Raw genomic sequence first — 26,166 nt, 5'->3', positions numbered from 1 at the left:
GGCGTGGCGAGGGTGATCGCCGCGCGGGGCGGGTTGCCGAAGCCGGGGTGGCTCGTTGTTCCTGCCGTGAGACCTGACTTCGCCGCCCCGGGCGGTTGTGGAGAAACGATTCTGCGCGCCCGGGGGCGGTCATGACGGACGAGGATCCGCGCGTCCCCGCGCAGCGCGGGGCCGAGGGCGGCTGCGCGGTCGCGCTCGATCTGCGCGTCACCGTCTGGCCCGGCCTGACCATCTCCGTTCCCGCCCGGCTGCGCTACCGCACCGCCGACCCGTACGCCGTCTTCCTGGACAACCACACCGACCTCGCCGCGCCGATCACCTGGGTGTTCGCCCGGGAGCTGCTGGCCGCCGGCCTGCTCGGCCCCTGCGGCCTCGGCAGCGTCCGGGTGCGCCCCGGCTCCGGCGGGTCCGCCGGGGCCGCCGGCTCGGTGCGGATCACCCTCGCCGGCGAGGGCGGGAGCGTCGACCTGCACGCCCACGCCGAGCGCGTGCGCGTCTTCCTGGCCCGCACCGAGCGCCTCGTCCCGACCGGGCGGGAACGCGCCCACCTCGACCTCGACGGGCTCCTGCGCCGCCTGCGCGACGGCGGCGCCGCCTCGCCGGGGCCGTGAGGCCCGACCCGCGCGGATGGGCGCCCGGGCACGCCCCGTGTCTGGTTGGCTACGGAGCGGACGCGGTCCTCGCGTCGGTATCCGTCGGCGCGGCGCTGCGGCCCGCCCACGCACACGTCGGGAGAAGAAGTGGCGGACAAGCGGCTCAAGGCCTGGGGCAACAACCGTGCCGGTCAGCTCGGCGACGGCTCCTGGGCCGCCCAGCACACCCGGGCGACCGCCGTGCTCGGGCTGACCGGCACCGAGGTGCTCGGGATCGCCGCCGGCGGGGCCGGTGCGGCCACCGGGCACGGGCTGGCGCTGCTGACTGACCGCACCGTGCGGTCCTGGGGCGCCAACGGCTCGGGTCAGCTCGGCGACGGCACCCTGCTCGGTCACAACGCGCCCGGCCCGGTCCGCCACCTGGTCGACGTCACCGACGTCGCCGCCGGCGGTGCGCACAGCCTGGCCCTGCACGAGGACGGCACGGTGTGGGCCTGGGGCGACAACGCCCACGGGCAGCTCGGCACCGGCAGCGGCACCGGCAGCGGTGTCCCGGTCCGGGTCGCGGGTCTCGACCGGGTGATCGCGATCGCCGCCGGCCTCCACCACAACCTGGCGCTGCGCGAGGACGGCACCGTGTGGGCCTGGGGCCACAACGCCAAGGGCCAGCTCGGCGACGGGACCTCGGCCGGCCGCAGCGTCCCGGCCCGGGTCCCGGGTCTGGGCGCGGTCACCCGGATCGCGGCCGGCGCCCACCACAGCCTCGCCGTGACCGGCGGCACCGCTGCGGGCGGCGGCACCGCCGTGAAGGCCTGGGGCTTCAACGCCGCCGGTCAGCTCGGCGACAACACCACGATCAACCGCTACACCCCCGTGCCCACCCGGGGGAGCTGGTCCGGCGGGGTCGTGCGGATCGCGGCCGGCGGCCACCACAGCCTCGCCGTCAGCGGCGACGACCACCGGCTCACGGCCTGGGGGCAGAACACCTCGGGACAGCTCGGCGACGGCACCACCACCTTCCGGACCACCCCCGTGCCGGTCCCGGGCCTGACCGGCGTGCGCCTGGTGGCCGGCGGCCGGGAGCACACCGTCGTGCTGCTGGCCCACGGCGCGGTCCGCTCCTGCGGGGGCAACGGCTCCGGCCAGCTCGGCAACGGCGGCACGGCCGACAGCAGCACCCCGGTGGCCGCCCTCGCCGACCTGGCCCCGGCCGACCGGATCGCCGCCCCGGTCGGCGGCGACTTCAGCCTCGTCCACTGACGTCCGTACGGGCGTCCGGGGTGCCGGCGGTCTAGCGTCCCGGCGCCGTCTCGGGGCGCAGGGCCCGGACCGCGAACAGGGTGGTGAGGTGCGGCGAGCCGAAGTACAGCGGCACGCTCCCGGTGCGGAAGTAGCCGGCGGCCGGCCAGGAGCCGTCCGGAAGCTGCGCGTCGGCGAGCCGTCGGCGCAGCGCGGGCAGGTCAACGGCGGCGCCCGTGTACTCGCCGGCCAGCACCAGCAGCGCCAGTTCGAGCGCGGTGTCGGCGAACTGGGTGGTCACGTGCTCGACCGCGCGCCGTGCCGGTGCGGCGAGTGCGGGCACCACGGTGGACGCCCGGGCGGCGGCGTGCAGGAAGGCCTCGGGGGAGGCGTGGTACCGGGTGCCGGTGCGCGGGCCGTTCAGGTGCTGCTGGACGTACCGGAGCGTCGCCTCGGCCGCCGGGTGCGGCAACCGGTGCGCCGCGCCCGGCAGGTGGAGGGCGAAGAGGACGTCGGCGGCGATGACGGCGTCGTAGCGGCGGCCGCGCGAGGAGGTGCGGTCGGTGTCCTCCCAGTAGGCCGGTATCGGGCCGTCGTCCGGGCCGATCCGGGTGTCCAGCAGCTCCCGTACGAGGGAGTCCTGTCGGTCCGGTGCGAGCAGTCCGTGCCGGGCGAGCCCGGAGAGCGCGAGCGCGGTGCTGCCGGTGTCGGCGGCGAACGGCACACCGGCCGGGAAGAGGCGGTACCGCGGCCGCTGCGGGTGGGCGTAGGGCTGGAGCTGCCGGGCCAGCGCGGCCACCAGTGCGCGCTCCTCGGGCCGTTCGCCGCCCGGCCGCAGCAGTGCGAGGCCCCACATCGCGGAGAGGCCCTCGCGGTCCGGGTCGAACCCGAGGTCCACCCCGTACCGGGTGAGCAGGTGCCGGCGGGCGTCGGCGCCGGTGAGCGGCGCGCGCAGCTCCGGGTCGGTGCCGGGCCGGGCGGACGGCAGCCCGTCGGGCCCCAGCGCCCCGTGCAGGAAGCCCAGTGCGCGCCCGACGGCGGCCTCCCACGGTGTCTCCTCGGCGGACATCGCGTCCCGTCCCCTCTCGTCGCCTGCTCCACTGGCCGGCCGGCCACCCCGCCCCTACTACTACCCCGGGCCCGCGCCGGCGCAAGCCTCAGCCGGCGGGCGGCCTGCGGAACAGCGCGGTGAGCAGCACGGGCAGGCCGAACAGCGGCGAGCCGGGCTCCTGCGGCACCATCGGGCGGATCTCCGCCTCGGTGAAGCCGCCGAAGATCCAGCGCAGTTCGTCCGGGGTGAAGGCGAGTCCGCCGTCCAGCCGCCCGGTGCGGTAGAGCTCCGCGTCGGGCAGCTCCGAGCCCATCGCGCCGGCCGCGAAGCAGGTCAGCCCGAGGTGCCCGCCGGGCGCCAGGACGCGTTCCAGCAGCGCGAGGTAGCTGATCCGCCGGTGCGGCGGCAGGTGGTGCAGGCAGCCCGAGTCGTACACCAAGTCGTACCGGGCGAGGGGGAGTTCGACGGTGAAGATGTTGCCGTGGTGGAACCGGGGGGAGACGCCCGCCGCCTGCGCGCGCTCGCGGGCCCAGGCGAGGGCGGTCGCGGAGAGGTCGACGGCGTCCACCTCGAACCCGCGCCCGGCCAGGTGGACGGCGTTGCGGCCCGCCCCGCAGCCGACGTCCAGCACCCTTGCGCCGGGGGCGAGCAGGCCGCGGTCGAGGTGGGCGACGAGGTTCTCGTCCGGGGCGTCGACGAAGAACGGCCGGCCGGAGGAGCGGTCGGCGTAGAAGTCGTCCCACCAGTCGGCGGCCCGGTCGGTCCAGCGGTCGGCGGCGGGTGCGAAGAGCCCGTCGAGCAGGGCGAGGACGTCGTCGGTGGAGCGGACGGAGCGGTTCAAGGGCGGCCCTTCCGGGAGGGGGATCGGTACCCCCGAGCCTAGGAGTTCGCGGGCGCGCTCTCACCTCCAAGTGGCCTGCCGCGAAGGGTCTGTGAGGGGTGCTCTCGGTGCGGCCGGCGGCGCTTCGGCGCGTCCCCCGCGGGGGTGGGCCGCAGGGTGGTGGCGCCGTCGCGGACGGCCGGGAAGGGGCCTCCTGACGGCGCGGCCGGGGTGGCGGAACAGGCGGTCGAGATCAAGGTTCGGTCTCGATCCGCGGCTCGGTAGAGTCGGCGGCATGACGGGCGAGATGCTGCGGGTGGTGCTGATCGGCGGGACGTCGCACACCGGGAAGTCGACGCTCGCCCGGGTGGTGGCGGAGCGGCTCGGCTTCGAGTGCCGGTCGACGGACACCCTGGCGCGGCACCCGGGCCGCCCGTGGCCGGTGCCGGGGTGGGAGCTGCCGCCGCACGTCGCCGATCACTACCGCACGCTGTCGGTCGAGGAGCTGATCGCCTCGGTGCTCGGCCACTACGCGCGGCTGCGGCCCCGGATCGAGGAGCTGGTCGCGGGGCGGGTGGCGGACGGCGACGGGCCCGGCCTGGTCCTGGAGGGCTCCGCCCTGTGGCCCGCCGCCGTGGCCGGGCTGGTCGGCCCGGGCACCGCCGCGCTGTGGCTGACCGCCGAGGAGGCCGTGCTCCGGGACCGGATCCGGCGCGGCGGGCGGTACGCGGAGGCGGACGAGGACGGGCGGTACCTGATGGACGCGTTCCTCGCCCGCAGCGTCCGCTACCAGGAGCTGATGCTGGAGGACCTGGACCGGCTCGGACTGGACCGGCTCGACGCCGGGCACGGCCGCACGGCCGAGGAGCTGGCGGACGCCGTCCTCGCGGCGAGGTGCGTGCCCGGGCGTCGCCCGGCAGGCGGGGGTTCGAGGACGGACCCTAGAGGTGCAGGGTGAACGACCCCTCCCCGTGGCGGCGGCCGTTGACCTGAAGCTCCAGCAGGTGCACGCCCGCGTGGTAGCGCCGGGTGCTGATCGGCTTCACGGCGTGCCGGCGGGTGGCCCGCCAGGTCTCGCCGGGGGCGAGCGAGCGGGTGGTGAGCTTGAAGACCTTGGGCGTGCGGCCGCCGTTGGCCTTCACGTGGTGCACGACGTAGTCGACGACCACGCTGGCGGGCTCGTCGTGGGTGTTGGTCACCGCGTACTCGAACACCAGCTCCTCGCCGAGCCGGATCTCGGCGGTGCGCACGTGCGGGCCCTCGACGGTGACCGGGGCGTCGGGGCGGTGCCCGAGCAGGGCCAGCGCCTCGGGGCGGCCGGCCTTGATCAGGGTGCGCAGACCGTGCCGGACCAGCGGGAGGGTGGTCGGCGCCGGGTCGGCGAGCCAGCGGGCGGCGGTCTCGACGGCGGTGGCGGGGTGGTCGCGGCTGATGTCGTTGAGGTGGTTGGCGACCGAGCGGCGGACGTACTCCGAGGCGTCCCGGTACAGCGCGTCCAGCAGGGGCAGGGCGGGCGCCGGATCGGCGATCAGCGCCGGGAGCCGGGGCGCCCACGGCAGCCTCGGCCGGGTGCCCTCGCTGGCGAGGCGGCGCACGTGCGGGTCCGGGTCGGCCGTCCACGGCGTCATGGCGGCCAGCGCGCGCTCCTGGTCGGCGCGCAGGAACGGGCGGACGGCGCTCTCCGAGGTCAGCCGCGGGGTGAGCGCGGCGAGCAGCGCGAGCCCCGGCTCGAAGGCGTCCAGCCCGCGCACGGCGACGGCCTCGCCCACGGGGTAGGTCATCCACCCGGCGAACTCCTCGTCGCGCAGGGCCTCGCGCAGCACCCGCTCGAACGCGGGGTAGCCGGCCGGGAGATCGGCGAGCACGGCGTCGCGGATCGCGGCGACGCGTTGGCCGAAGCCGAGCCCGTCCAGGGACGCGCCGCACGCGCGCAGGGCCTCGGTGCCGACGCCCTGGCCGGCGCGGGCCAGGCACCGGGCGAGTCCGGCGACGGTGTCCGGGTTGAGCATCTCGGCGGCTGAGGGCACGGCGGCGGTCTCCCTGGGCTCGGTGGCGGTGGCCGCGGGCGCTACCCGCTCGCCCCGGCCCGTGCAGCGTGGCACACCCCACCGACATCGGGCGGCCCCCGCCTTGTCGCGCGGTGGATCGGACGGCCGGAAGGGGCGCGACGGTGGCCACCGGTGCACCCGCAACGGCCTCGCGCCGGACGCCTGGCGGCGCGCCCCGGTGGACGGCCCGGGCGGGCGCCGTACGGGGAACCGGAGCCGGGCGACGGCGAGGCCCGCCGCACGGGCCGCCCCACCACCTGGCCGGCCCGGCCGGCCACCCGGCGCACCACCCTGCCGGCCGGCGGCTGACGGGGGCGCCCGAGCTCTGGCGCGCAGGGTCCGTTCCCCGTCGCGGGGAGCGGGCCCGCGGCGTTCAGGAGACGGTCACCCGGCGGTCCGCGTGCTCCGCGGCCAGGGTACCGAGCAGCCGCAGCGCCGTCTCCGACGGGGAGTTCGGCTCCACGGTGAAGGCCACCAGCATGAGCTCCGGCTCCTCGGTCCGCAGGACCTCCTGGAAGAGCGTGAGCTCGCCCACCTGGGGGTGGTGCAGCACATTGGTGAACGAGTCGCAGTTGGCCACCGAGTGGTCCTCCCACAGGGCGGCGAACTCGGCGCTGGAGGAGAGCAGTTCACCGATCAGCGCCCGCACGCCCCCGTCGGCCGGGAACCTCGCCGCCACCATCCGCAGGTGGGCGACCACGGACCTGGCCTTGACCTCCCAGTTGGTGAACAGCGCCCGGGTCGCCGGGTCGAGGAAGATCATCCGGGTCATGTTGGGCAGGCCCTCGTGGTGCCCTCCGAACACCGCTCGCGCCAGCGGGTTCCAGGCGACCACGTCGGCCGTCGGGGAGAGCGCCATGACGGGCACGTCGCCCATCATCGCCATCAGCCGCCTGAGCCCGGCCGGAAGTTGACGGGCCACCCGGGGCGCGCGGCCGGTCGCCGACCGGTTGGGGCGGGCGAGCGCGACCAGGTGGGCGTGCTCGGTGTCGTCCAGGCGCAGCGCCCGGGCCAGCGAGTCGAGGACGGCGTCGGAGACGTTCTGTCCCAGCCCCTGCTCCAGCCGGGCGTAGTAGGAGGCGCTGACGCCGGCCAGTTGGGCGAGCTCCTCCCTGCGCAGGCCCGGCACTCGGCGGCGTTCTCCGTAGCGGCCGAGTCCGCAGTCAGCCGGATGGAGCCTGGCACGGCGGGACTTGAGGAATTTCCCGAGCTCATCCATGAGTCTCATTATGCTGAAAGTAGGACTGCCAAGCCTAGCCTTCCCAGTGAGACGAACGGCAGGTGTCTGGCTAGCCGGCGGGCGATCTCCCACCCTTGCGAGCATGACCACGCTTCCCGACTCGCGGAACCGCATGAGCACCCGGCTCAGGATGACCCTGTTCATCCTGCTGGGCGCGCAGTTCATGCTGTCCGTCGACTTCTCGATCCTCAACGTCGCGCTCCCCCAGATCGGTTCCGGGGTCGGGATATCCTCCGACGACCTGCCGTGGGTGGCGTCGGCGTACGCGCTGCCGGCCGCGGGCTTCACCCTCCTGTTCGGCAGGATCGCCGATCTGTTCGGCCGCCGCCGGCTCTTCCTCGCGGGCATCGCGCTGCTCACCGTGGCGTCGGTGCTCGGCGGGGTGGCGGACAGCGGGGCGCCGCTGCTGACCGCCCGCGTCCTGCAGGGTCTGTCGACCGCGATGGCCACCCCGGCGGCCCTGTCCCTGCTGACCACCTCGTTCTCCGAGGGCGCGATGCGGGAGCGGGTGCTGGGCCTGAACGGCGCGCTGCTGTCCGGCGGGTTCACGGTGGGCGCCCTGGTCGGCGGCACCCTGGTCGGCCTGCTGAGCTGGCGCTGGGCCTTCCTGATCAACGTCCCGGTGGCCATCGCGATCCTGATCTCGACGCCGCGGCTGATCGCCGACAGCCGGGCCCCGGAGAAGGTCCGGCTCGATGTGCCCGGCGCGGTCTCGGTGACGGCCGGTCTGCTCGCGTTCACCTACGGCATCATCGACAAGAGCCTGCTGATCGCCGCCATCGGCGTGGTGCTGCTCGGCGTGTTCTGGGCGATCGAGCTGCGCGCCCCCGCGCCGCTCGCCTCCGTGCGGATCCTCAAGCGCCCCAGCGTCAAGTGGGGGAACTTCGCCGGGCTCGTCGTGTTCGCGATGGAGAGCGCGCTGATCTTCCTCATGACGCTGTACCTGCAGGACGTGCTGCACTTCGCCCCGCTGACCACCGGTCTGATCTTCGGCGTGCCGGGGCTCGCGGCCGTGGCCGCCGGTGTCATCGCGGGCCGGGCGATCGGCCGCTTCGGCACCCGGACCGTGCTGACCGCCGGCCTGTCGGTGCAGGGGCTCGCCACCGCGCCGCTGATCCTGCTCGGTACCGACCGGGTCATGCTGGCGGTGCTGCTCCCCGCCCTGTTCATCGGCTTCTTCGGACACGTCACCTCCATCGTCGCCTACACCGTGACCGCGACCTCCGGCCTCCCGGACTCCGAGCAGGGGCTCGCGACCGGCCTCGCCGCGCTCAGCCAGCAGGTGGCCGTCACGATCGGCATCCCGGTCCTCAGCGCCGTCGCCGCCACCCGCACCGTGCAGCTGGACGGCATCCGGCTCGCGCTCGTCGTCGACGTGGTCGTCACGCTCCTCGCGGTGGCCCTCGTGTGGTTCGGCCTGCGCACCCGTTCCGAGGCGCTGCCCAAGGCGGCGGCCGACCCGCAGTTCGAGGTCGGCGAGCAGGTGGCGAGCCGCTGAGCGTCCGGCGGGCGGGCCGCGCGACGGCCGGCCCCCCGAATACGGCAGCCACGGAGAAGAGGTCCGGGGTCGTCCCCGGGATCATCGGAGAGCGACCGGCGGAGCGGCCCGGCGGAATTCCCGCGGGTTCCGCTCCGCCGTCCGCCGCGCCGCGCGGACGAATTCGATTCGGCCGCCGCGCGCATTTTCCTTCCCGCCGCGAGGAATGGACCCGACTGTGGCTGTCAAGAGAATCACCGTCAACCGGATCGACTTCGCCTACCTGGAACTCGGCGACGGGCCGCTGGCCCTGCTGATGCACGGCTTCCCGATGTCCCCGGCGACCTACCGCTACCTCATGCCGGCGCTCGCCGACGCGGGCTACCGCGCCGTCGCCCCCTACCTGCGCGGCTTCGCGCCCTCGGCGCAGCCGCCGGACGGCGCCTTCGCGATCGCCGACCTGGTGGCCGACATGAACGGCCTGCACGAGGCGCTCGGCGGCGACGGCGACGCCGTCCTGGTGGGGCACGACTTCAGCGCCCCCGCGGTGTGGGGGGCGGGCGCGGACGCGGACCGCTGGTCGAAGCTCGTCGTCTGCGACGTCCCGCCGTTCGCGGTGTTCGGGCCGATGGTCCTCACGCCCCGCGGCACCGACGCGCTGAGCCACTTCTGGTTCTTCCAGACGGCGGTGGCCGAGCAGGTGGTGGCCGCGGACGACCTCGCCTACCTCGACTGGATCTACCGGAAGTTCACGGCGGACGGCTTCGACGCCACCGAGGACCTGAAGCACGCCAAGGACGCCCTCCGGGCGCCGGAGAACCTGGCGGCGGCCCTCGCCCTCTACCGGACGGCCTTCCCGCCCGACCGCTTCGGCACGCCGGAGTGGGCGCAGGAGCACGCCGCCGTCTGGGGTGCCCCGCCGAGCCGGCCGACGCTCAACCTCTTCGGCTCGGAGGACCCCAGCTTCGAGATCACCGACGCGACGCTGGCGGCCATCGTCGAGGGCCTGCCCGAGGGCTCGCACGCCGAGGTGGTCCAGGGGGCCGGCCACGTCGGGCTCGTCGAGCGGCCCGCCGAGGTCAACAGCCTCATCCTGCGCTTCCTGGCCGGGGAACTCTGAGCGGCGGTACGCCGGAACGGCCCGGGTGGCCGGCCGCCAGGGCCGGCCACCCGGGCCGTTTCCTCCTTCGTGCGAACGGTCAGGAGCTGAACTTGTCCTGGCCGTTCCACCAGTTCTCCCCGGGCCCCTTGGCCGCGGCGTCGTCATAGCGGTCGTGGAGGCGCCACCAGTCCCAGGGGTGCTCCAGGCCTTCCTCCTGCCGGCCCAGCAGCGTCATCTCCAGGTAGTTGTAGGTGTTCAGGGTGACCTCGCTGCCCCGGTCGTACACCGAGTTGGTGTGGTAGACCTGGTCGCCCTCGCGCAGGAAGGAGCTCACGCCGGGCAGTTCGCCCTTGTCGGTGGTCACGTTGAAGTCGCGGTTGAAGTCGCTGCCGTGGGAGGAGACGAAGGGCAGGTCCCAGCCCATCCGCACGCGGAACGCCTCGATCTTGGCGATCGGCGCCCGGGCCACCATGACGAACGAGGTGTCGCGGTTGTGCAGGTGGGCCAGGTGCCCCACCGAGTCGGCCTGCATCGAGCAGCCGGGGCAGCCCTCGTCCCAGGCCGGGTCGAACATGAAGTGACGGACGACCAGCTGCCGCCGGCCCTGAAAGAGGTCGAGCAGCGTGGGCGAGGCCCCGGGAGCCTCGAACACGTAGTCCTTCTCGATCAGCACCCGCGGCAGCGCGCGGCGGGCCGCCGAGACCGCGTCGCGCACGCGGGTGAGTTCCTTCTCCTGCTCCAGCAGTTCCTTGCGGGCGGTGAGCCACTCGTCCCTGCTGACGATGGGCGACAGTTCCACTCTGGCCTCCTGGCTGGGGTGCCGCCGCCGGGGAAGCGACGGGCGGGAACGATGTTGGCACCAGGTTGGCAGGCGCGCGACCCGCGTCCTTCCTCGCGATTGCTCAACGCGAAAAGCCGGCCGCCGGGATCCGGCAATTCAGAAGATGTTCCGACGGCCCGCCCGGTGAAATCGTTTCCCGGTGACCGTGCGAATGGGAGATCCGGTCCGGTCACCACTCAACCGAACCGTCCAGGAGGAAATGATGTCGTCCACTGGAATACCGACCCGGGAAGAAATCGTCGAGCGGGTCGCCGCGCTGGTGCCGGTCCTCCGGGAGCAGGCGGTCTGGTCCGAGGAGAACCGCCGGCTGAGCGAGGAGACGATCGCGACCCTCGCCGAGGCCGGCGTCTTCCGGCTCAGGACGCCGGTGCGCTACGGCGGCTACGAGTGCGACACCGCCACGCTGGTGGAGGTGGCCATGGAGCTGGGCCGCGCCGACGGCGCCATCGCCTGGACCTCCTCGGTCCTCTGGATCCCGACCTGGCTCGCCGGTCTCTTCCAGGACAGCGCCCAGGACGAGGTCTTCACGTCCGAGGCCCCCCGGGTCTGCGGCACCAACAGCCCCACCGGCACGGCCGTGCCGACCGAGGGCGGCATCGTGGTCAACGGCTCCTGGAAGTTCGTCAGCGGGGCCTGGCACGCGGGCTGGCAGGAGATCGCCGCGATCCTGATCCGTCCGGACGCCGAGCCCGAGCCCATCATGGCGCTGGTCCCGATGGCCGACCTCAAGCTCGTCGACGACTGGCACACCAGCGCCCTGCGCGGTACGGGCAGTGTCACCACGGTGGCCGAGGAGCTCTTCATCCCGGAGCACCGCGTCATCCCGATGAGCGCCTCCATGCGGCCGCAGGGCCTGTCCCGGGCCAACGCCGGGTCCCCGGTGTGGCGCACCCCGGCCGCCCTGGTCGCGGCGGCCTCCGGGGTCGGCGTGGCGGTCGGCCTGGCCAAGGCGGCCCGGGAGGTCTTCTTCGAGCGGCTGCCCGGCCGGAAGATCACGTACACCGACTACGAAGCGCAGAACGAGGCACCCATCACCCACCTGCGGGTCGCCGAGGCGGTCAACAGCATCGACCAGGCGGAGTTCCACGCCCGCCGCGCCGCGGCCACCGTGGACGCCAAGGCCGCCACCGGCGAGGCGTGGAAGCTGGAGGAGCGCGCCCAGGTCCGCAACGACCAGGGCGAGGCGACGCGGCTCGCCAAGCACGCCGTCGACCTCCTGATGAGCATCAGCGGCGGTACCTCGATCTTCCTCGACGTGCCGCTCCAGCGGATCGCCCGGGACATCCAGGCCGTCGCCCTGCACGCCCTGATCAACCCGGACACCAACGCGGAGCTCTACGGCCGGGCCCTGTGCGGCCTGGAGGCCAACACGCTGTACATCTGAGCGACCGAGGCGCGGCCGGGCCCGCCGCTCCGCGACCGGGGCGCCGGGCCCGGGCCCGCTGTTCGTCAGGGGCCCACCATGCCGCCGGTCAGGTCGGCCGTCGTCCCCGCGGACACGGCGGCCAGGTCCGAGGCCATGAACGCCGCCATGTTGCCGACGTCCGCCAGCGAGGGCCAGCGGCCCAGCAGGTTGCGGGCCGCGGAGCGGTCCTGCCAGCCCGCCATCCGGTCCGGCAGCTCGGGACGGCCCGCCGCCAGCGTGCTCTCCACGCTCCTCGCCGCGTCCGGCGATCCGGCGGAGTGGAGGCAGAGCACCCGTACGCCCTGCGGCCCGAGTTCGGCCGCGAGGGTACGGGCGAAGGCCTCCACCGCCGCCCAGGCCGGGCCGAACCCGGCCGTGTAGGGGAAGGGGACGCGCGAGGGCGCGGCGGTCATCATCATGACGACGCCCCGTCCGCGCGGCAGCATGCGCGCGGCCGCCGCGTTGGCGGTGGTGAACTGCGCCTTGGTGAAGTCGATGATCGGCAGCGAGAAGTCCTCGAAGGACAGCTCGCCCAGAGCCGCGCCCTGCTCCCCTCCCGGCCGCCGGGTGGAGGTCGCGCAGAAGGAGACGTCGAGCCCGCCGGTCCGCTCGACCACGGAGTCCAGGAAGCCGTCGACCGCCTCCCGGTCCAGCGCGTCCACCCGCGCGGTCACCAGCGAGCCGCCCTCGGACTCCACGTCGTGGGCCAGCTGTTTGAGCGCGGCCTCGCCACGGCCCGCCACGAACACCCGGGCACCCTCCCTGACGAAGGCCCTGGCCACCGCGCCTCCGACCGACCCGGCCCCGTAGACGACCGCCGTCCTGTCCGCCAGCAGACTCTCCATCGCGCTTCCCCTTCCCCCGGCGCCGCCCTGGCGCGCGGAACGTCTGATCCACGCTAAGGAGAGTCCGGCCACCCCGCGAGCCGAGCACGTGTCCGCCCACCCGAAGGTGTGTCCGCCGGACCGGCGGCTGACGAACAGACGTCCCTCCCCGCCTCCGCCCGGCCCGTGGGCGTCGGCCGGTTCGCGGTCTCCGGTGGTGCCTGCCCGGCCGGCGGCGGCGCCGGCCGTACGGTCGACCCGTGGCCGATGAGAGTGCGAGCGGGCCGAGCCGCCCGCCGGCGTCCCCGATGGTGGTCGCCGAACGCCTCAAGGAACGGGTCTACGCCACCTTGACCGTGATGGCGGTGACCCTGGGACCCGCCCAGGCCGAGCACCGGTCCGGCGCGTCGGCGGCGGTCGCCGTCGCCGCGTCCGCCCTCTCGCTGATCGCCATGCCCGCCGGCTACGCCGTCGCCGCTCCGGCCGCCGAGTTCCTCGGGATGCGGACGACCCTGCTGACCGCCGCAGCCCTCATCGGCACCCCCTGCCTGCTGCTCAACCTGCTGCCCGGCGTGCGATCGGTGCGGACCTTCCCCGACGGCACCATCGGCATCGCCGGCGAGGGCCGCGGCCGCCCGGGAAGCTCCGCGGATCACGCGCCGATCAGCTCGTGACGGACGCCGGGGTGTTCAGGGCCGGGTGGGGAGTTCGCCGGCCCGCCGGAGCCCTCCGCCGGGATCTCCGGTCGCGCCTGCGCTTGGTGGACCCGGTGGGGTGACGCGGCGCGCGACCGGCTCAACCCACCCCCCAGAAGGGTGGGATACCGCCGCGGCAGGGCTTCTCGTGATGATGGCCGGGGCCCGCCCCCGGTCTGCCGGTGCCGGCGCGGGCCCGCCAGGTCGGGCGCGCACCCGCGCCCCGCACCGACACCGACACCGACACCGAGAAGACAGGTCAACGTGTGAATCGAATCGAACGCCGCGCCCGCGTGATGCTCCTCGCCGTGCTGGCCGCCGTCGCGGCCCTGATCGCCGCACCCGGCACCGCCTCGGCGGACCCGGCGCCGCCCTACACCGTCCTCTTCAACCAGGCGTCCGCCCGCTGTCCGGACGGGACGGCGGGCAACACCCAGAACCCCATCGTGTGCGACCCGGGCCACCGCCCGGGAACCTGGCAGTTCAACGCGGTTCCCGGCGCCCCGGCGGACCACAAGACCCTCAAGCTCGACGACCGCATCGTCAACTACTGCCTTGAGGTCGTCGCCTCGCGCGTCACCACCAACTCCTGCGACCGTTCGCCCGTGCAGGAGTGGATCGTCACGCCGTTCCAGGTCGCGGACGCGCCCTACGATCTCGTCGGCGTCCGTCTGAAGAGCGTCGCCAACGGTCTCTGCCTGGACAACACCACGCGGAACTTCGGCGGGTGGCGAATCTATCTGTTCACCTGCAACGACGGCCCCTACCAGCAGTGGGACATCACCCGCGAGGCGTTCGCCGGCCTCGGGCAGACCGCCCCCACGGAGGGCCATTCGGGCATGACCTGGCGCGTGCTCGAACAGCGCTCGGACAACATCGTGCACGTGGGCTCCGACAGCCGGACCAACCCCTACAAGGGCGACACCTATCCGAGCACCGAGCTCCCGGTGCTCTGCCGCTACCGTGACGGCCGCGCGGCGCCGTCCTGGCTCCCGCTCAGCAGTACGGACGCGTGGGCCTGGGGCGAGGTCAAGCTGACCCCGCCGATCGCCGGTTCCGAGCTGACCAGCCGGGCCAGGGGCGACGAGATCTGCGCATCGAGCCTCGGCGGCGCCAACTGGCGGATGGCGGAGTTCCACAACGGCGGCGGCTGGTCGTTCTGGGCCAACGGCACCCTTCCGAACGTCCGCTTCTGGACGGCGATCGACGACCAGCCCGCGAACCCCTGGGACTGACCCCTTCGGGCCCCGGGCCCCGACCCCCGCGGTCGGGGCCCTTCGTCACTCCGTGAAGTCGCCGCCGGCCGGTTCGGGGCCGGTGGCGGGGTCGCGGGTGAGGAGGTAGCGGGCGCCCGGGCCGGCGGCGCCGGCGCGGTCGGCGGCGTTGTAGAGGCCGCAGCGGGTGAGCGAGAGGCAGCCGCAGCCGATGCAGCCGGTGAGCTTGGCCTTCAGCCGCTCCAGCTCGACGATCTGCTCGTCGATCCGGCTCTGCCAGGACTGCGCGACGCCGTCCCACTCGGCGCCGCTCGGGGCCCGGTGCTCCGGGAGGCGGTCCAGGGCGGTCCTGGCCTCGTCCAGGGACAGGCCGACCCGCTGGGCGGCCCGGACGAAGGCGATCCGGCGCAGCGTGCCGCGGGTGTAGCGGCGCTGGTTGCCCGTGGTGCGGGTGGCGTGGATCAGCCCCAGCTTCTCGTAGTACCGCAGCGCGGAGGCGGCCAGGCCGCTGCGGTCGGCGAGTTGGCCGATGGTGAGGAGGTCGTGCCGGCTGGGGGCGTGGGCGCTCATGGGGGTCACTGTAGCGCTTGACCTGAAGTCGACTTCAGGTTGCACCATCGACGGCATGACGAACCGCATCCCGGCCCTCGCCGGCTACGCCGAGTTGCCGGGCCTGATGGCCCTGATGACCGGCGACGAGAAGCACGGCCCGGCCGCCACCTCCACGCTGGACGCCCTCTGGGTGCTGTACGACCGGGTCCTGCGGGTCACCCCGGCCACCGCCGACGACCAGGACCGGGACCGCTTCCTGCTCTCCAAGGGCCACGGCCCGATGGCGTACTACGCCGTTCTCGCGGCCAAGGGCTTCCTGGACCCGGTCGTGCTGCCCAGCTTCGGCGCCTACGACTCGCCGCTCGGCCACCACCCGGACCGGCTGCTGATCCCCGGGGTGGAGATCAGCTCCGGCTCGCTCGGCCACGGCCTGCCGATCGCCGTCGGCACGGCGCTCGGGCTGCGTGCCCAGGGGCTGACCGGCCCGGCGGTCTGGGTGCTGGTCGGCGACGCCGAGTTCGACGAGGGGTCGAACTTCGAGGCGGTGGCCTTCGCCGGGGCCTACGGGCTGGACCGGCTGCACGTCCTGGTGGTCGACAACTCCTCGGCCACGCACGGCTGGCAGGGCGGCATCGCGGCGCGCTTCGCGGCCGAGGGCTGGTCGGTCGAGACGGTGGACGGCCGCGACCACGACGCGCTGTACGCGGCGTACACCGCCGAGCACCCGGGGCGGCCGCGGGTCGTGGTGGCCCGCGTCGAGCCCAAGGACTCCTGAGCCCGAGGACTCCCGAGCCGAGGAACCCCTGCGCCGAAGAGCGCCTGCGCCGAAGAACCCCTGAACCGGAAAGGGCCCGAACCCCATGGACGCCATGCGCGACCGCTTCATCGAGACCACCTCCCGCCTGCTGGACGAGGACCCGCGCCTCGCCCTCGTCCTCGCCGACATCAGCGCCGCCGGCTTCCGGCCGGCCGCCGAACGGCACCCGGACCGCCTGATCAACGTCGGCATCCGCGAGCAACTGCTGATCGGCACCGCCGCCGGCCTGGCCTTCACCGGCCTGCGCCCGATCGCCCACACCTTCGCCAGCTTCCTCGTCGAGCGCCCCTTCGAGCAGGTGAAGCTGGACCTCGGCCACCAGGGCGTCGGCGCCGTGCTGGTGAGCGCGGCCGGCTCCTACGACTGGCCGGCCGGCGGCCGCACCCACATGGCGCCGGGCGACGTCGCCCTGCTGGACACCCTGCCCGACTGGACGGTGCACGTGCCCGGTCACGCGGACGAGGCCGAGCGGCTGCTGCGGCACGCGGTGGCGGACGGTGACCGCAAGGTGTACGTCCGCCTCTCCGTCCACAGCAACGAGAACGCCGTCGACGTCGAGCCGGGCCGGTTCACCGTCGTCCGCCGCGGCACCCGGGGCACCGTGGTCGCGGTCGGCCCGATGCTGGACGCCGTGCTCGCCGCCAGCGAGAACCTGGACGTCACCGTGCTGTACGCGGCCACCGTCCGGCCGTTCGACGGCGCCGCGCTGCGCGCCGCCACCGAGCGGAACGCGGACGTGGTGCTGGTCGAGCCGTACCTGGCCGGCACCTCCGCCAACGACGCGCACGAGGCGCTCGCCGACCGTCCGCACCGGGTGCTGGCCCTCGGCGTGCCGCGCGCCGAGCACCGGCAGTACGGGTCCGTCCCGGAGCACCTCGCCGCCTACGGCCTGGACGCGCACGCGCTGCGCGAGCGGATCGGCTCCTTCGTCTGGTGACGTGGCGTCACACCCGGAGAACCGCAACGGAGTCCGGCCCGATCGTGAACCGCCCCCCGGCGGCGGAGTGCTCCCCGAAGGCCGCCACCACCTCGCCCGTCAGCGGCCACGCCGCAGGCGCGGCACCGAGGTTGACCGCCACCCGGTAGGGCCCCCGGTGCACCAGCAGCCACCCGGCGGCCTCGTCCGACTCGACCCGCACCGCCGCCAGGTCCGGGTCCGACAGCTCCGGGTGCTCCCGCCGCAACCTGATCAACCTCCGGTACCAGTTCAGCAGTCCGGCGTGCGGAGCGCGCCGGGGCTCGGTCCATTCGAGGACGGAGCGCAGCACGGTGGCCGGTTCCTGCGGGTCCGGCACCGCGTCCGCCGACCAGCCGTGCTCGGCGAACTCCCGTCGCCGGCCCCGGCGGACGGCCTCGGCGAGATGGGGGTCGGTGTGGTCGGTGAAGTACTGCCAGGGCGTGCTCGCGCCCCACTCCTCGCCCATGAACAGCATCGGGGTGAACGGCGAGGTGAGCACCAGCGCGGCACCGCAGGCGAGCCGGCCGGGGGAGAGGCCGGTGGAGATCCGGTCGCCCAGTGCCCGGTTGCCGATCTGGTCGTGGGTCTGCAGGTAGCCGAGCAGCCGGTGCCCGTGGGCGGGCGGGAACGGCCGGCCGTGGTGGCGGCCACGGAAGGAGGACCAGGTGCCGTCGTGGAAGTACCCCCGGGTCAGGGCCTTGGCGACGCCGGTGAGCGGGGCGGCGGCGAAGTCCCCGTAGTAGCCCTGGGATTCGCCGGTGAGGGCGCAGTGCAGGGCGTGGTGGAAGTCGTCGCTCCACTGGGCGGCGAGCCCCTGTCCGCCGGCCTCGCGCGGGGTGGTGGTGCGCGGGTCGTTGAGGTCGGACTCGGCGACCAGGAACAGCGGACGGTTCGTGGCCACCGCCAACCGGTCGACCTCGCCGGCGAGTTCCTCCAGGAAGTGCACGGCCCGGTCGTCGGCGAGGGCGTGCACGGCGTCCAGCCGCAGGCCGTCGATCCGGTAGTCGCGCAGCCAGGCGAGGGCGCTGCCGATCAGGTAGGCGCGCACTTCGTCCGAGCCGGGAGCGTCCAGGTTGACGGCCGAGCCCCACGGGGTGTGGTGGCGGTCGGTGAAGTACGGGCCGAACTGCGGCAGGTGGTTGCCGGCCGGGCCGAGGTGGTTGTGGACCACGTCGAGGACGACGCCCAGGCCCTTGCGGTGCGCGGCGTCGACGAAGCGCTTGAGGCCCTCCGGCCCGCCGTAGGGCTCGTGCACCGCCCAGAGCGAGACGCCGTCGTACCCCCAGCCGTGCTTGCCGGGGAACGGGCAGACCGGCATCAGCTCGACGAAGTCGACGCCCAGCTCGACCAGGTGGTCCAGGTGGCCGGCGGCCGCGTCGAAGGTGCCGGCGGCGGTGAAGGTGCCGACGTGCAGCTCGTACAGCACGGCACCGGCGAGCGGGCGGCCGCGCCAGCCGGTGCGCGACCAGGTGAAGGCGGCGTGGTCGACGGCGCGGCTGGGCCCGTCGGGGCCGTGCGGCTGGCGGGGAGAGCGCGGATCGGGCAGCGGGCGGCCGCCGTCCAGCACGAACGCGTAGTCCCCGGCGGGCGCCTCGCCGTGCCACCACCCGGGGCGGGCGTCGTCGCGGGCCAGCGGGTGGCGCGCGCCGTCGACGGCCACCTCGACCCGCTCGGCGGCGTACGGTGCCCACACCTCGTACCTCATGCGCCGCTCCTGGTCAGCAGGGCCACTGGGAGGCCGGCCAGCAGGTCCTCGAGCAGCACGGGCCCGGCGGGGAAGGGGCGGCCGGTCAGCTCGTCGGTCCAGTCCCCGCCGTCGGGCAGGTGCAGTTCGGTGCCGCGCCAGCCGCCCTCGCGGGCGAGCCCGTACGGCAGGCGGGTGACGGCGGTGAGGACGTCCGGTCCGCGGCCGAAGGCGAGCAGGTGGCCGGCGGCCGGGCCGACGGCGGTGAGCGGGCGGTGGGCGCCCAGCGGGCGGGTGCGGCGCAGGTGCAGGGCGGTGGTGGTGAGGTGCAGCTTCTCCCGGGCGAGGTCGCCCGGGCGGGCCACGGGCGAGTCGGTGAGCCGTACGGCCAGCGCCCCGAGGTCGACGGCGCGCCGGTTGTCCGGGTCGACCAGGGTGTAGAGCGGCTCCTCGCTGCCCTGGTAGAGGTCCGGCACGCCGGGCACGGTGAGGTGCAGCAGTGCGGCGGCCAGGGTGTTGGCACGGGCGTACGGGGCGAGCGCGGCCACGTACCCCTCGATCCGGGGGAACAGCCCGGGGTTGCCGAAGACGGCGTGCACGCGGTCGGCGAGGGCGCGCTCGAAGCGGATGTTCTGGGTCGTCCAGGAGGTGTGGACCTTGGCCTCCCGGGCGGCCTTGAGCACGGCGGCGACCAGCCGTTCGGGGGTGGCCGGCCAGGCGGCGACCATGGTCTGCCAGAGCAGCCAGTCGCTGTCGGGGTCGAAGCGGCCGGCGGGCCCGTGCCCCGCCGCGGCGGACCAGGCGGCGGCCTCGGCGGCCCAGGCCTCCGGCTGCTCGGCCAGCACGGCGAGCCGGGCGCGGGCGTCGGCGCTGCGCTTCGTGTCGTGGGTGGAGAGCACCGTCATGGTGTGCGGCCAGTGCCGCTCCACGTAGTGGCACCAGGCGTGGAAGTCCTCCGGCCGCAGCCCGGGACGGTTTGGCTCGCCGCCGACCTCGTTCAGGCTCAGCAGCGCGTTCCACCGGTAGAAGGCGGTGTCCTCGACACCCTTGGCGGCGACCGCGGCGGCGGTCTGGGCGAAGCGGACGGCGAACTCGTCCTGCTCGGGCCCGCGGCCCAGGGCGCCCTCCGCGAGGCCGGCCACGAAGCGGTCGGTGGCGTCGGTGGGCCCGTCGTCGGCGGCGAGCGCCGCGTGCAACTGCGCGGCAGAGGCCTCCGGCAGCGGCTCCCCGGGCCGTACGTAGGGCCGGTAGGCGGGGTATCCGGTGAGCAGCCGGCGCAGCGTGGCGCGCAGCCGCCACGGCGGGTGGTCGGCGTAGGCGGGGTCGGCGGCGCCGAGCCGGACGGCCAGCCGGACCAGCCGCTCCACCTCGGCGGCCAGCTCGCCCTCGGGGGCGGTCATGTCGGCCCGGCCCCGGCGGGCGGCGGCCAGCGCCGGGTGCGGGTCGGCGCAGGGTTCGCCGCCCGGGGGAGCGCCGGCGAGGAACGCCTCGTACGCGCCGGCCAGCCGGCAGGCGCCCGCGTGGTGGGTGAGCACCCCGTCGATCCGGCGCAGCGCGTCGTACCCGGTGGTGCCGAAGCACGGCCAGTCGGCGGGCAGCCGCTCCTCGCCGGTGAGGATCTTCTCGACCACCGTGTACGTGCCGCCGGTGGCCTCGGCCAGGCGCTCCAGGTAGCCGCGCGGGTCGGCGAGCCCGTCGGGGTGGTCGATCCGGAAGCCGTCCAGCACGCCCTCGCCGTGCAGCCGCAGCAGCAGGCCGTGGGTGGCCTCGAACACCTCCGGGTCCTCGACCCGGACCGCGATCAGCTCGTTGACGGTGAAGAACCGCCGGTAGTTGAGCTCGGTGCGGGCCAGCCGCCACCACGCCAGCCGGTACCACTGCCGGGCGAGCAGCTCGGGCAGCGCGAGCCGCTCGGTGCCGGGGCGCAGCGGCAGGACGTGGTCGTGGTAGCGGAGCGTGTCGCCGTCCACGGCGAGCTGGTCGAGCACGGCGCCGAGCCGGTCGCCGAGCAGCGGCAGCAGCACCCGGCCGCGCCCGGGGGCGTCCGGCGGGCCGGGCTGGGCGGTCCAGTCGATGTCGAACCAGCGGGCGTAGGGCGAGTCGGGGCCGTCGCGCAGCACCTGCCAGAGCGGCCGGTTGAGGTGCTCGGGCGCGGGCACGGCCATGTGGTTGGGCACCACGTCGGCGATCAGCCGCAGGCCGTGCCGGTGCGCCTCGGCGGCCAGGGCGCGCAGGGCCGGCTCGCCGCCGAGCTGCTCGGCGATCCGGCCGTGGTCGACGGTGTCGTAGCCGTGGGCGGAGCCGGGCACGGGCTCCAGCAGCGGGGAGAGGTGCAGGTGGGAGACGCCGAGGGCGGCCAGGTAGGGGACGGCGGCGGTGGCGTCGCGCAGGGTGAAGCCGGGCTGGAGCTGGAGCCGGTACGAGGCGGTCGGGACGCTGCGGGGGGCGACGCTCCGGGGGGTGGTCGGGCGGCGGGAGGGATCGAACGACGGGACGGAGGCGGCCGGGCGGGGCTGCGCGGGCTCGGCGGCGTGGGTCATGCCTCCATGCCTACCCGGCGGGGCGCGGGGGCAAGACCCGCTGCTGGCCCGAACAGGTGAGCGGTGGGCGTCGGGGACGCTCAGTGGCCCCGGCGCCGCCACCCCCGGGGGACGGTGAAGTAGCCCGGGCGCTGCGGGCCGCCGGCCCCGGAGCGGGACAGGCGCAGGATCACCCCGTGCTCGGCGCGGGCGGCCGCCACCAGGCCGGGGGCCGCCGGGTCCCCGGTGTACTGGGAGATCGAGCTGTTGAACATCGTCGCGTTCGGCTCGGGGACCGGCGGCCGGCCCGGCTCGTCCCAGGACAGGGTCGTCCCCAGGGCGTACAGCGCGGGGGTGTTCCGCGGCGAGCCGTCCGGGTGGCGGCCGCCGTGCCGGTAGTACGCCAGCGCGTCGGCGACCGAGCCGGGTGGGTGCGGCTGCCGGGGGTCGTGGCGCAGCCCGCTGCCCCAGTCGGCGACCCCGGCGGCGTCGATGCGGCGCAGCAGCTCCGGGATCTCCAGCGCGGTGGCGAAGTAGGCGGTCGCGGCGAGCTGGCAGACCAGCTCCAGGCGGCGGCCGGGGTCGAGCCCGAGCCCGGGGCCGAGCCGGCGGTCGTCCAGCTGGGTGACGACGTGGACCACCCCGTCGACCGCGCCGAGCCGCCCGATCAGCCCCTCGACGACGGCGCGCTCGGCGGCCCGGGCGGCCCGCGCCCGCGGGGTGCGGGTGCGCGAGAGCACCCACCGGTACGGGGGCGGGCGGCGGATCGTCGCGTCGGCGATCCGGCCGGGGACGGAGAGCAGCGTCCCCAGGAAGAACTCCGTCGCGCTCGGACGATCGCCCGCCATGCCAGCCGCCCCCTCGGTCCCCGGTGCTCCCCGGTGCTCCCCGGTGCTTCCGGGAACCACCGTGGCCCGCGCGACGGCCGGTGCGCAAGATCCGTCGGCGAACCGGGACACCGGTGCGGCCCGGCGCGGACGTTGCTCAGGCGGGGCGCTGCAGCACCATCAGCGAGCGGTCGGTCAGCCACAGGGTGTCCCCGGCCTTGACCCGGGCCTCGGCGCCGGGCGCGGGCAGCCGGGGCCGGGCGGTGTCCACCACCACCTGCCACTCCTGCCCGTGCCCGGCCGGCACGGTGAACTCCAGCGGCTCGAAGTGGGCGTTGAACATCAGCAGGAAGGAGTCGTCGACGATCCGCCCGCCGCGCCGGTCCGGCTCCGAGATGGCGTAGCCGTTCAGGAACACGGTGAGCGACTTGGCGTAGCTGGCGCCCCAGTTGCGCTTGGTCATCTCCTCCCCGCCGGGGGTGAACCAGGCGATGTCGGTGAGGTCCTCGTACTCGCCGCCGCCCCCGCCCTCCCCGGCGGCCCGGCCCGGGACCGGGCGGCCGTGGAAGAAGCGCCGGCGCCGGAACACCGGGTGGTCGCGGCGCAGCCAGACCATCTGCTGGGTGAACTCCAGCAGCCGGGTCCGCGCCCCGTCGTCCTTCGGCCAGTGCACCCAGGTGAGTTCGTTGTCCTGGCAGTAGGCGTTGTTGTTGCCCTGCTGGGTGCGGCCGAACTCGTCGCCGTGGGAGAGCATCGGCACGCCCTGGGAGAGCATCAGGGTGGCGAGGAAGTTGCGCTGCTGGCGCGCCCGCAGCTCCTCGACGGCCGGGTCGTCGCTGGGGCCCTCGACGCCGCAGTTCCAGGAGCGGTTGAAGGACTCGCCGTCCCGGTTGCTCTCGCCGTTGGCCTCGTTGTGCTTCTCGTTGTAGGAGACCAGGTCGCGCAGGGTGAAGCCGTCGTGGCAGGTGACGAAGTTGATCGAGGCGATCGGACGGCGGCCGTCGTCCTGGTAGAGGTCGGAGGAGCCGGTGAGCCGGGAGCCGAACTCGGCGAGCGCGGCGTTCTCGCCGCGCCACAGGTCGCGGACGGTGTCCCGGTACATGCCGTTCCACTCCGTCCACAGCGGCGGGAAGTTGCCGACCTGGTAGCCGCCCTCGCCGAGGTCCCAGGGCTCCGCGATCAGCTTGGCCTGCGAGACCACCGGGTCCTGCTGGACGAGGTCGAAGAACGAGGAGAGCCGGTCCACCTCGTGGAACTGCCGGGCGAGGGTGGCGGCGAGGTCGAAGCGGAAGCCGTCCACGTGCATCTCGGTGACCCAGTAGCGCAGCGAGTCCATGATCAGCTGGAGCACGTGCGGGCTGCGCATCAGCAGGCTGTTGCCGGTGCCGGTGGTGTCCTCGTAGAACCGCTGGTCCCGGGCCAGGCGGTAGTAGGAGACGTTGTCCAGGCCGCGCAGGGAGAGTGTGGGCCCGAGGTGGTTGCCCTCGGCGGTGTGGTTGTAGACGACGTCGAGGATGACCTCGATGCCGGCCGCGTGCAGCGCCTTCACCATCGACTTGAACTCCTGCACCTGCTGGCCCCGGTCGCCGGTGGAGGAGTAGGAGGAGTGCGGGGCGAAGAATCCGACGGTGTTGTAGCCCCAGTAGTTGGCCAGGCCGAGGTCGCGCAGCCGGTGGTCGCGGACGAACTGGTGCACCGGCATCAGCTCGATCGCGGTGACCCCGAGCTTGGCGAGGTGCTCGATGACGGCGGGGTGGGCGACGCCCGCGTAGGTGCCGCGGATCTCCTCGGGGATGCCCGGGTGCAGCTTGGTCAGGCCCTTCACGTGGGCCTCGTAGAGCACGGTGCGGTGGTAGTCGGTGCGCGGCGGTCGGTCGGTGCCCCAGTCGAAGTAGGGGTTGATCACCACCGAGTGCATGGTGTGCGGGGCGGAGTCGAGGTCGTTGCGGCGCTCGGGGGCGCCGAAGTGGTAGCCGTAGACCGACTCGTCCCAGTCGATGTGGCCGCTCATCGCCTTGGCGTACGGGTCCAGCAGCAGTTTGGCGCTGTTGTGCCGCTGGCCGAGGCCCGGGTTGTACGGGCCGTGGACGCGGAAGCCGTAGCGCTGGCCGGGCTGGACGCCGGGGAGGTAGGCGTGCCGGACGAAGGCGTCGGTCTCGCGCAGCTCGACGGCCGTCTCCGAACCGTCCTCGGCGAGCAGGCAGAGCTCGATCCGGTCGGCGCTCTCGGAGAACACCGCGAAGTTGGTGCCGGCCCCGTCGTAGGTGGCGCCGAGCGGGTAGGGGGTCCCTGGCCAGACCTGCATGGTTCCTCGCCTTCCTTGCGTAGAAGGAGAACTGACGGACCGTCCGATGGTCGGGGCCCGGACCGCGGGGGCACGCGTCGCACCCGGCCGGGCGGGCGGGCGCGCGTGCCGGCCGGGCGCCGTGACGTACGGCGCACGGGCGGCACAGACCGCATACTCCCCGACGCTTTCCCCGACGGCGGGGCCATTTGTGCCGTGTTCGCCCGAACGGGTGTCCCCATGGCCGCCCGGGGGCGGCCGCGGAACGCCCCGGATCCGGCGCGGCGGCGTCTGCGGGACGGGGCCCGGCCCCGTCGCGGGGCTTCCGTGGTGCGCGGGGCGGGTGAGACGGTTGGGGCGCACCCCCGGGCCCGGCGGGCGCCGTGGTCCAACCGGCTGCGGGCGGTTCGCGGCGGGCAGTACCCTTGATCGTCCGGCCCGCCCGGGGCTCGTGGCGGTCCATCAGGCGAACCGGCGGCGAACCGCCGGTGCGTCGGGCGGGACGCCGTGCGGCCGACCGGCCGGACAGCAGGCAGACAGCTCCGAGCGGCCGCCCCGGCGGCTCCCAGCAGGAACCAGGTGAGGTGGCGCATGGTGTTCCCCGCCGGCGGTCGTGGCGGTGGGCCCGGCGGCCCCGACCGGGGCGGCGCCCGCAGCGAGGCGCCGACGGTGGTCATGCGGCCCGCGCTGACCGGCGGGCGCTCGCTCGTCCCGGCCCAGGGCGGACCGGTCGAGGTCCCCGCGCTGGCCTGGTCCGGCGCCGAGTGGGAGGACGCCTACCAGCGGGTCCGGCTCTCCGGCCGCGCCTACGTCTGGCTCAACCTGGTCGAGCAGCGGCTGCGCTCGCTCGTCGACGAGGTGCTGCACCCGATCTACGCGCCCGCCCACGGCGAGGACTGGGTCACCGCGGCGGCCGGCCCGGCCGGCGAGGAGTGGGCGCACCGGGCCGGCGCCGTGCGCGAGGTCAGCCGGCGCAAGGGCTACCTGCTCGACCCGGCCGACGACGACCCGCTGGTCTTCCTCACCCTGCCGCAGCTGCGCGAGCTGATGATCCAGCACTGGCCGTGCTTCGAGCCCTACCTGGCCGACCGCCGGGAGATCGAGCTGGCCCTCGACGAGCTGGAGGTCGCCCGGCACGTCGTCTCCCGCAACCGCGTCCTCACCCCGACCGTCCTCGCCCAGACCGAGCGGGCCGCCGCCCGGCTGCTCGCCCTGTTCGACGGCGGCGCCGGCGCCGTGCCCGCCGACGTCGTCGAATCGCTGGTCGCCGGCCGGTACGCGGACGTCGTCGCCGTCCACCCCGACCGGGTCCGGCTCCAGCGCGACCTGCCGGTCGAGGACCTGCTCGACGGCGCCCGGCGGCTGGACGCGCTCGGCATCGGCCTCGGCATGCTCTGCCAGAACTACACCGGCAAGCGGCTGGTGCGCCTCGCCACCGACGGCTGCCGGGTGCGGCTGCTCTTCCTCAACCCGGCCAGCAGCGCCGTGCGCCGCCGCGAGCGCGAACTGGGCATCGGGCGCGGCGAGCTGGGCCGCTCGATCCAGATGAACATCCTGCACGTGCGCCGGGTCCGGGCCGCGCTGCGCGACCAGGGCGGCTTCGAGATCCGGGTGTTCGACGAGACCCCGCGCTTCACCGCCTACCTGGTCGAGGGCGCGCCCTCCGCCGCCCCGGCCCCCGGCGGGCGCCGCCAGACCCGCGACCTCGGCGTCGTCCAGCCCTACCTGCGGCGCGCCCGCGGCATGGAGTCGCCCGCCCTGGTGCTGCGCGGCGGCGCGGGCCAGCAGCCGGGCGGCACGGACGCCGGGCTGCTGGAGGTCTACCGCGAGGAGTTCGAGGGCGTCTGGGCGGACTCCCGGCCGGTCTCCTGAACCGGGGCTCCCCCGGGAGGGGGACGCGGTCCCTCCTCGCGGCGGAGGCGGCGGCCCCGGGGCGGCCGGGAGGGTGGAGGCAGCGGGCCGGCACCGGTCCGGCC

At 74.8% G+C, this 26,166-nt stretch carries 22 protein-coding genes; 11 read left to right on the top strand and 11 right to left on the bottom strand.

All coding sequences use genetic code 11. The features are described 5' to 3' along the window. Positions 1-131 precede the first annotated feature (131 nt). Together ABT093_RS13075 and ABT093_RS13070 are read left to right on the top strand one after the other, a co-directional pair. A complete protein-coding gene (locus ABT093_RS13075; protein ID WP_350563546.1) occupies positions 132-611 on the top strand; it encodes an SsgA family sporulation/cell division regulator in 480 nt (159 codons plus the stop codon). 129 nt (positions 612-740) lie between these two features. Beyond that, a complete protein-coding gene (locus ABT093_RS13070) occupies positions 741-1,853 on the top strand; it encodes an RCC1 domain-containing protein (RefSeq protein ID WP_350563544.1) in 1,113 nt (370 codons plus the stop codon). 31 nt (positions 1,854-1,884) lie between these two features. Here ABT093_RS13070 and ABT093_RS13065 read toward each other — a convergent pair whose 3' ends face one another. Beyond that, positions 1,885-2,901: a hypothetical protein gene (locus ABT093_RS13065; protein ID WP_350563542.1), complete on the bottom strand. Its 1,017-nt coding sequence runs from the start codon at positions 2,899-2,901 to the stop codon at positions 1,885-1,887. Between the two features lie 88 nt (positions 2,902-2,989). Next, a complete protein-coding gene (locus ABT093_RS13060) occupies positions 2,990-3,724 on the bottom strand; it encodes a class I SAM-dependent methyltransferase (protein ID WP_350563540.1) in 735 nt (244 codons plus the stop codon). A gap of 274 nt (positions 3,725-3,998) precedes the next feature. Between ABT093_RS13060 and ABT093_RS13055 the strand changes: the two genes are divergently transcribed. Then, complete coding sequence (locus ABT093_RS13055; protein WP_350563538.1) at positions 3,999-4,661, top strand: hypothetical protein; 663 nt, start codon at positions 3,999-4,001, stop codon at positions 4,659-4,661. On the opposite strand, the gene ABT093_RS13050 is transcribed toward ABT093_RS13055, so the two are convergent. Together ABT093_RS13050 and ABT093_RS13045 are read right to left on the bottom strand one after the other, a co-directional pair. After that, positions 4,645-5,730: a DNA alkylation repair protein gene (locus ABT093_RS13050; RefSeq protein ID WP_350563536.1), complete on the bottom strand. Its 1,086-nt coding sequence runs from the start codon at positions 5,728-5,730 to the stop codon at positions 4,645-4,647. The two genes, ABT093_RS13055 and ABT093_RS13050, sit on opposite strands and share 17 nt — an antisense overlap. 394 nt (positions 5,731-6,124) lie before the next feature. Continuing rightward, complete coding sequence (locus tag ABT093_RS13045) at positions 6,125-6,970, bottom strand: helix-turn-helix transcriptional regulator (RefSeq protein ID WP_350563534.1); 846 nt, start codon at positions 6,968-6,970, stop codon at positions 6,125-6,127. Positions 6,971-7,073: 103 nt separating this feature from the next. On the opposite strand from ABT093_RS13045, the gene ABT093_RS13040 reads away from it, so the two are divergent. After that, positions 7,074-8,489, top strand: a complete 1,416-nt coding sequence (locus ABT093_RS13040) for an MFS transporter (RefSeq protein ID WP_350563532.1) — start codon at positions 7,074-7,076, stop codon at positions 8,487-8,489. Between the two features lie 217 nt (positions 8,490-8,706). Then, positions 8,707-9,588, top strand: a complete 882-nt coding sequence (locus tag ABT093_RS13035) for an alpha/beta fold hydrolase (RefSeq protein WP_350563530.1) — start codon at positions 8,707-8,709, stop codon at positions 9,586-9,588. A gap of 79 nt (positions 9,589-9,667) precedes the next feature. Here the strand turns inward: ABT093_RS13035 and ABT093_RS13030 are convergent, their stop codons facing one another. Then, the gene (locus ABT093_RS13030) at positions 9,668-10,369 is read right to left on the bottom strand and encodes a DUF899 domain-containing protein (protein WP_350563528.1); all 702 of its coding nucleotides are present in this window, start codon (positions 10,367-10,369) and stop codon (positions 9,668-9,670) included. A gap of 244 nt (positions 10,370-10,613) precedes the next feature. Between ABT093_RS13030 and ABT093_RS13025 the strand changes: the two genes are divergently transcribed. Continuing rightward, positions 10,614-11,795, top strand: coding sequence for an acyl-CoA dehydrogenase family protein (locus ABT093_RS13025; RefSeq protein WP_350563526.1), 1,182 nt, complete (start codon positions 10,614-10,616; stop codon positions 11,793-11,795). Positions 11,796-11,860: 65 nt separating this feature from the next. On the opposite strand, the gene ABT093_RS13020 is transcribed toward ABT093_RS13025, so the two are convergent. Further along, the gene (locus tag ABT093_RS13020) at positions 11,861-12,661 is read right to left on the bottom strand and encodes an SDR family NAD(P)-dependent oxidoreductase (protein ID WP_350563524.1); all 801 of its coding nucleotides are present in this window, start codon (positions 12,659-12,661) and stop codon (positions 11,861-11,863) included. A 239-nt stretch (positions 12,662-12,900) separates the two neighbouring features. Between ABT093_RS13020 and ABT093_RS13015 the strand changes: the two genes are divergently transcribed. Further along, positions 12,901-13,314 carry a hypothetical protein gene (locus tag ABT093_RS13015; RefSeq protein ID WP_350563522.1) on the top strand — a complete coding sequence of 138 codons (414 nt, stop codon included), beginning with the start codon at positions 12,901-12,903 and terminating at the stop codon, positions 13,312-13,314. 287 nt (positions 13,315-13,601) lie between these two features. Beyond that, the gene (locus ABT093_RS13010; RefSeq protein ID WP_350563520.1) at positions 13,602-14,570 is read left to right on the top strand and encodes a ricin-type beta-trefoil lectin domain protein; all 969 of its coding nucleotides are present in this window, start codon (positions 13,602-13,604) and stop codon (positions 14,568-14,570) included. 45 nt (positions 14,571-14,615) lie between these two features. Here the strand turns inward: ABT093_RS13010 and soxR are convergent, their stop codons facing one another. Continuing rightward, on the bottom strand, positions 14,616-15,119 hold the full coding sequence (soxR, locus tag ABT093_RS13005; protein WP_350563518.1) for a redox-sensitive transcriptional activator SoxR: 504 nt from the start codon (positions 15,117-15,119) through the stop codon (positions 14,616-14,618). Positions 15,120-15,174: 55 nt separating this feature from the next. Between soxR and ABT093_RS13000 the strand changes: the two genes are divergently transcribed. Together ABT093_RS13000 and ABT093_RS12995 are read left to right on the top strand one after the other, a co-directional pair. Further along, a complete protein-coding gene (locus ABT093_RS13000) occupies positions 15,175-15,876 on the top strand; it encodes a thiamine pyrophosphate-binding protein (protein WP_350563516.1) in 702 nt (233 codons plus the stop codon). Positions 15,877-15,961: 85 nt separating this feature from the next. Further along, the gene (locus tag ABT093_RS12995; protein ID WP_350563514.1) at positions 15,962-16,855 is read left to right on the top strand and encodes a transketolase family protein; all 894 of its coding nucleotides are present in this window, start codon (positions 15,962-15,964) and stop codon (positions 16,853-16,855) included. A gap of 7 nt (positions 16,856-16,862) precedes the next feature. Here the strand turns inward: ABT093_RS12995 and treZ are convergent, their stop codons facing one another. From treZ to glgX, 4 genes are all read right to left on the bottom strand, one after another. Further along, a complete protein-coding gene (treZ, locus tag ABT093_RS12990; RefSeq protein WP_350563512.1) occupies positions 16,863-18,581 on the bottom strand; it encodes a malto-oligosyltrehalose trehalohydrolase in 1,719 nt (572 codons plus the stop codon). Next, complete coding sequence (treY, locus tag ABT093_RS12985) at positions 18,578-21,100, bottom strand: malto-oligosyltrehalose synthase (RefSeq protein ID WP_350563509.1); 2,523 nt, start codon at positions 21,098-21,100, stop codon at positions 18,578-18,580. The genes treZ and treY overlap by 4 nt, the downstream gene beginning before the upstream one ends. Before the next feature lie 80 nt (positions 21,101-21,180). Then, complete coding sequence (locus tag ABT093_RS12980; protein ID WP_350563507.1) at positions 21,181-21,927, bottom strand: hypothetical protein; 747 nt, start codon at positions 21,925-21,927, stop codon at positions 21,181-21,183. Positions 21,928-22,063: 136 nt separating this feature from the next. Next, complete coding sequence (gene glgX, locus ABT093_RS12975) at positions 22,064-24,211, bottom strand: glycogen debranching protein GlgX (RefSeq protein WP_350563505.1); 2,148 nt, start codon at positions 24,209-24,211, stop codon at positions 22,064-22,066. 570 nt (positions 24,212-24,781) lie between these two features. On the opposite strand from glgX, the gene ABT093_RS12970 reads away from it, so the two are divergent. Then, positions 24,782-26,062 carry a DUF5919 domain-containing protein gene (locus ABT093_RS12970; protein WP_502884214.1) on the top strand — a complete coding sequence of 427 codons (1,281 nt, stop codon included), beginning with the start codon at positions 24,782-24,784 and terminating at the stop codon, positions 26,060-26,062. Positions 26,063-26,166 lie beyond the last annotated feature (104 nt).

It is taken from the genome of Kitasatospora sp. NPDC002551 (assembly GCF_040296005.1).
Lineage (GTDB): Bacteria > Actinomycetota > Actinomycetes > Streptomycetales > Streptomycetaceae > Kitasatospora.
Note: the sequence above shows the minus strand (reverse complement) of the source record. Positions and strands in the feature narration are given on the sequence as shown.